At 76.6% G+C, this 841-nt stretch carries 1 protein-coding gene; it reads right to left on the minus strand.

The annotated features are described in order from the left end of the window. Positions 1-263: 263 nt before the first annotated feature. The coding region (locus tag ACQRUO_RS39550) for a response regulator transcription factor (RefSeq protein WP_428321017.1) at positions 264-841 on the minus strand (578 nt) is incomplete at its 5' end.

Raw genomic sequence — 841 nt, forward strand, 5'->3', positions numbered from 1 at the left:
CGGGCGAACGGGCGCAGGGAGGCTGACGGGCGAAGGGGAGGGCAGGAGGGAAGAAGAGGGGAAAGGGGAAGTAAGGAAAGACCGGGAACCCGCACCACTTCCGTCACTCAATGACACGCGCACTCAACTTAGAGTAATGGTCCGAGAGTAGGGATATGCACCCGCTTCCACCAGATCGGCCCGGTTGGCCGTAGCGCACGCCCGGGAGCACGCGCGCCGGGGCGCGTGCGTCCGTGCGCCGGACTACGCGCCGCCCACGGGCCTCAACCGGTCACCGGGGTCACCGTCGGCACCACCGCGGAGCTCCTCGAGGGCCGACCCGCGGGCCGGTCCGCACGCCTGTCCAGGGGTCTCGCGCCGGGTCTGCCCGCCGCCCCGCCGACCGGTCGGCCCGCGGGTTCGCCGACCGCTCGGCCCGCCGGTCCACCGGCCCCTCGGCCCGCGGGTTCGCCGGCCGGCCCGCCCGGGGAGCCGCCCGGGGAGCCGTGCGCGGTGCCGGCGTCCGGGAAGAGCCGCAGCCGGTGGGCCAGCGCAGCCGCCTCGCCCCGGCCGGAGACCTCCAGCTTGGCGAGGATGTTGGAGACGTGCACGCTGGCCGTCTTGGGCGAGATGAACAGCTCCTCGGCGATCTGCCGGTTGGTCCGGCCCTCGGCCAGCAGCCGCAGCACGTCGGTCTCCCGCGGGGTCAGCTGGAAGGCCGCGGTGCCCTGCGGGTCCGGCCCGGCCGGCTCGGCCGCGCCCTCGGGGCGCAGCGCCCGGGCCACCCCGGCCCGCTCGGCCAGCCGCGCCACCTCCCGGACCAGCTCCGGGTCACCGCGCAGCTCGGCCGCCCGGGCGGCCT

Origin of the sequence: Kitasatospora sp. LaBMicrA B282, from assembly GCF_050325825.1 — a bacterium.
GTDB lineage: Bacteria > Actinomycetota > Actinomycetes > Streptomycetales > Streptomycetaceae > Kitasatospora.